At 62.2% G+C, this 4,084-nt stretch carries 4 protein-coding genes; 3 read left to right on the top strand and 1 reads right to left on the bottom strand.

Going from position 1 to position 4,084, the window contains the following annotated elements; translation table 11 throughout:
* A partial coding sequence (locus RMO57_RS10215) for an ATP-binding cassette domain-containing protein (protein ID WP_310386288.1) occupies positions 1 to 706 on the bottom strand: 706 nt, incomplete at its 3' end.
* Positions 707 to 807: 101 nt separating this feature from the next.
* Between RMO57_RS10215 and RMO57_RS10210 the strand changes: the two genes are divergently transcribed.
* The 3 genes from RMO57_RS10210 to RMO57_RS10200 all read left to right on the top strand — a co-directional run.
* Entirely contained in the window at positions 808 to 3,273 is a 2,466-nt protein-coding gene (locus tag RMO57_RS10210) for a heavy metal translocating P-type ATPase (protein WP_310386286.1), read from the top strand.
* A gap of 53 nt (positions 3,274 to 3,326) precedes the next feature.
* Positions 3,327 to 3,743: a hypothetical protein gene (locus tag RMO57_RS10205; RefSeq protein WP_310386283.1), complete on the top strand. Its 417-nt coding sequence runs from the start codon at positions 3,327 to 3,329 to the stop codon at positions 3,741 to 3,743.
* Positions 3,744 to 3,862: 119 nt separating this feature from the next.
* The coding region (locus RMO57_RS10200; protein ID WP_310386281.1) for a hypothetical protein at positions 3,863 to 4,084 on the top strand (222 nt) is incomplete at its 3' end.

The following is a 4,084-nucleotide window of genomic DNA, read 5'->3' as shown; positions in this document are numbered from 1 at the left end:
CGCCGGCGTGATCAGGACCAGCGCGGCAAAGAGCCGGTGCCGTCATGCGCGCAACTCGGTCGACGCGCGCCACCATGGTGGACAGTGATTCACACAGCGCGGCAAACTGCGCGCAGCCGCGAAAGGCGGGCGTGCGCGGGTACGCGGCAGGGATCGGCACGTTGGCCAGGACGCGTGCCGGGCGTGCGGCCATCACGATCACCCGCGTCGAAAGGAAAACCGCTTCCTGGAGGCTGTGCGTGACGAACAGTACCGTCAGTCGGCGGATCTGCCACAGCACGGACAGGTCGGCGTCGAGCCGGTGTCGCGTGAATTCATCGAGCGCAGCGAAAGGCTCGTCCATCAGCAGCAACGTCGGCTTGGTGACGAGCGCACGCGCGATCGATGTGCGCATCTGCATGCCGCCGCGAAAGGTAGCTTGGCATGCATACGGCGAGCTTCCATTGTGTGTGTTGGCGTACAGACATGCGACGAAAGCGCGCCCAAGATCCGTCCCAACCGCCAATCGAAGCAGTTCGGCAGTTTCGTCCAGTGCAAAGCCCGGCTCATGCGCGCGCGTGATGAAGCGGGTACTGACAACCAGTTTTACCGGGTAATGTCGGAACGCATCGCCGGCGGATGGCACTGGCAGCGGCGCGCGCTGCTGGTAGTATCGAATGGTCTCAACGCCCACCACGGCAGCGCGCGCATGGCGGCCGATGGTCATGGCGCGCGGTGCACCAGTGGACATGTGCAGGAGCCGTTTACTCGCGGGTTGGGTGCGGAGTTGATGCTTCTACTTGTGCATTGTCACCAAGGAAGAGCGCGATGAATGCAATCAGGCATAACCCACTGCATCCTGAAGACTCCTCGGCGCACCAGCATGCCGCAGGCGAACACTCGAGTGGCGCGCCGGTGCCGACGGCGGCTGTCGATGCTGCAGCGCTGACGTCGCTCAAGGATCCGGTATGCGGCATGCTGGTGACGCCACAATCGCCGCATGCGCTCGAACACGAGGGCACGCCGGTTTACTTCTGCAGCGCCGGATGCAAGGCGAAGTTCGCGGCCGACCCAGGCAAGTATTCGGTGGCCGCAGCGGGGTCTTCCGGGCGCGTGCTCGCGTCGAGTCCAGTGGTTGACGCGCCTGCGGTTCCCGGCACGATCTATATCTGTCCGATGCACCCGGAAATACGTCGGGATCGTCCTGGCGCGTGCCCCATCTGCGGCATGGCGCTCGAACCCGAGATGCCCAGCCTCGACGATGGCGAGAATCCTGAGCTGCGGGATTTCCAGAGGCGGTTTGTCTGGACGTTACCGCTGACCGTCATTGTCACCGTTCTCGCTATGGCCGGCCATCGCCTGCAGTGGTTTGACATGGCTACGCAGAGCTGGGTTGAACTCGTGCTGACCTTGCCCATCTTCCTTTGGGGCGGATGGCCGTTCCTCGAACGCGGGCTACGGTCGGTGCTCCACCGCAGCCCGAACATGTGGACGCTGATTGGCATCGGTACCACTGCAGCGTTTGCCTACAGTGTCGTCGCCACGGTCGCTCCAGGTGTATTTCCCGCATCATTCCTATCGATGGGTCGGGTGGCGGTTTACTTCGAAGCGGCCGCAGTGATCATATCGTTGACCCTGCTTGGACAGGTCCTCGAACTCAAGGCGCGGTCGCAAACCTCCGCGGCGATCAAATCCTTGCTGGGACTGGCACCCAAGACAGCACGCCGTATCAACGCCGACGGTGGCGAGGAAGACGTTCCGCTGGCGCACGTGCACGTGGGCGACACCCTGCGGGTTCGTCCTGGCGAGAAGGTGCCGGTTGACGGCGTGGTCATTGAAGGCAGCAGCGCTGTGGACGAGTCCATGCTTACAGGCGAGCCGATGCCCGTGACCAAACGCATTGGCGACAAGCTGATTGGCGCAACGCTGAACACGAATGGTGCACTGGTGATGCGCTCGGAAAAGGTGGGCGCACAGACCGTATTGGCTTCCATCGTGCAGATGGTGATACAGGCACAGCGGTCAAAGGCGCCGATGCAGCGCATGGCAGACAGCGTGGCGGGGTATTTTGTCATGGCGGTTGTCGGCATCGCTGTCCTCACCTTTTTCGCCTGGGGATGGCTCGGGCCGGAACCGAGCTGGGTCTATGGGCTGATCAACGCCGTAGCGGTACTCATCATCGCCTGTCCATGTGCACTTGGGCTGGCCACGCCGATGTCGATCATGGTTGCGACCGGCAATGCTGCGACCCAGGGCGTGCTGTTCCGCGACGCGGCAGCAATCGAGAACTTCCGCAAGGTGGACACGCTGATCGTGGACAAGACCGGGACGCTGACGGAGGGCAAGCCGCGCTTTGATCGCGCGGTGGCGATCACGGGTTACAACGAGGATGAGGTGCTGCGCCTGGCCGCGAGTCTCGATCAAGGCAGCGAGCATCCGCTGGCCGACGCCATCGTCAGTGCTGCACGCGCGCGTGGCCTCACATTGAGCAAAGCCGATGGTTTTGAATCCGGCACCGGCATTGGCGTTCGTGGCACTGTTGACGGAAAGCCGTTGGCACTGGGCAATTCTGCATTGATGGCTCAATTGGGCGTAGCGGTTGATACGCTCAATGCGCAGGCCGAAGAATTGCGGTCCGAAGGTGCCAGCGTGATGCATTTGGCAGTCGACGGCCAGCTGGCGGGGTTGCTGGCCGTATCCGACCCCATCAAGTCAAGCACAGCAGAGGCGCTGGCCGCATTGAAGGCTGCCGGCATACGGGTGATCATGGCCACCGGCGATGGCCTTACCACGGCAAAGGCTGTCGCGACCAAGCTTGGCATCGATGAAGTCCTGGGCGAAGTCAAGCCAGCCGACAAGCTCGCACTGGTCGACAAATTGCAACGTGAAGGCCGGATCGTAGCCATGGCTGGTGATGGCATCAACGACGCTCCGGCGCTGGCAAAGGCTGACGTGGGCGTGGCGATGGGCACCGGCACCGACGTTGCAATGAACAGCGCCCAGGTAACCCTGGTCAAGGGCGATCTGCGGGGCATCGCAGTTGCACGGGCCATTTCCGCAACGACGATCACCAACATGAAGCAGAACCTCGGCTTCGCTTTCATCTACAACTCACTCGGCATTCCGTTGGCGGCGGGAGTGCTCTTCCCATTCACGGGATGGTTGCTTTCGCCGATGATCGCAGCCCTGGCGATGAGCCTCAGTTCGGTGTCGGTGATCGGCAATGCGTTGCGGCTTCGACGTGCGACCGGGAACTCCTCGCGGCGGCCGGGAGCAAACCCGGGGACAACATGACGAGGCAGGGCGCTATCGCACGCGCAGGTCTATGGTCCGCGCTCGCATTCGTTTTGAACCTGGCCTGGGAAATCGCACATGTCAGGCTCTATACGATCTGGGCTACGGCGGATGGTTTCGGTGTCGCCGGGGCACTGCTTCACTGTTCCCTGGGCGACGTCGTGATCGCACTCGCAATGTTTGCAGCAACTGGCATTGTGCTACGGAGCGCGGACTGGCCGATGTCACATCCGCGGACCGGCAGTACATTGGTCGTGATCGGCGCGATGGCCTTCACCGCATGGAGTGAGTGGTACAACGTCTACGGGGTCGGCAGCTGGGGCTATACTGCAAGCATGCCGATGATTTTCGGAATTGGTCTTTCACCGTTGCTGCAATGGCTGATCCTGCCGCCACTCATGGTGGTCGCCTACCGGGCAGTTTGGCCGATGCTGTCCGGCCGGCATCCAGCCTACCGGGCAACCACTTGAGAAACGCGAAGTACCATCCGACAGAAGTGGCCCCACGCAGTCGGACATCTGATTGGGTTTCTTCCGTGGTCGCGTCGATGAGGGCGGCAGCGGTGAATTGGCGGTCCTGGTCGATGTTCATGAGTTCCGGCACACCGTGGCGCGTATTCGCCTCTTCCAGCGCCTCGACGGCGGCGTCCGCGATTATCCGGCGCTACTTCTCTAGAGAGGTCATGATGCGTTTGTTGGCGATTTTTCTGTTGTTGTTTCAGCTTCTCGTCGGCGCCTCAAACGGATGGGCTCAGGGTGGCAAGGATCGCGTCATCGAAATGAAGGGCGGCGAGCGAGTCGTGCTGCGCGCC

Origin of the sequence: Roseateles sp. (genome assembly GCF_031397715.1) — a bacterium.
In the GTDB taxonomy this organism is placed as follows: domain Bacteria; phylum Pseudomonadota; class Gammaproteobacteria; order Burkholderiales; family Burkholderiaceae_C; genus Paucibacter_A.
Note: the sequence above shows the minus strand (reverse complement) of the source record. Positions and strands in the feature narration are given on the sequence as shown.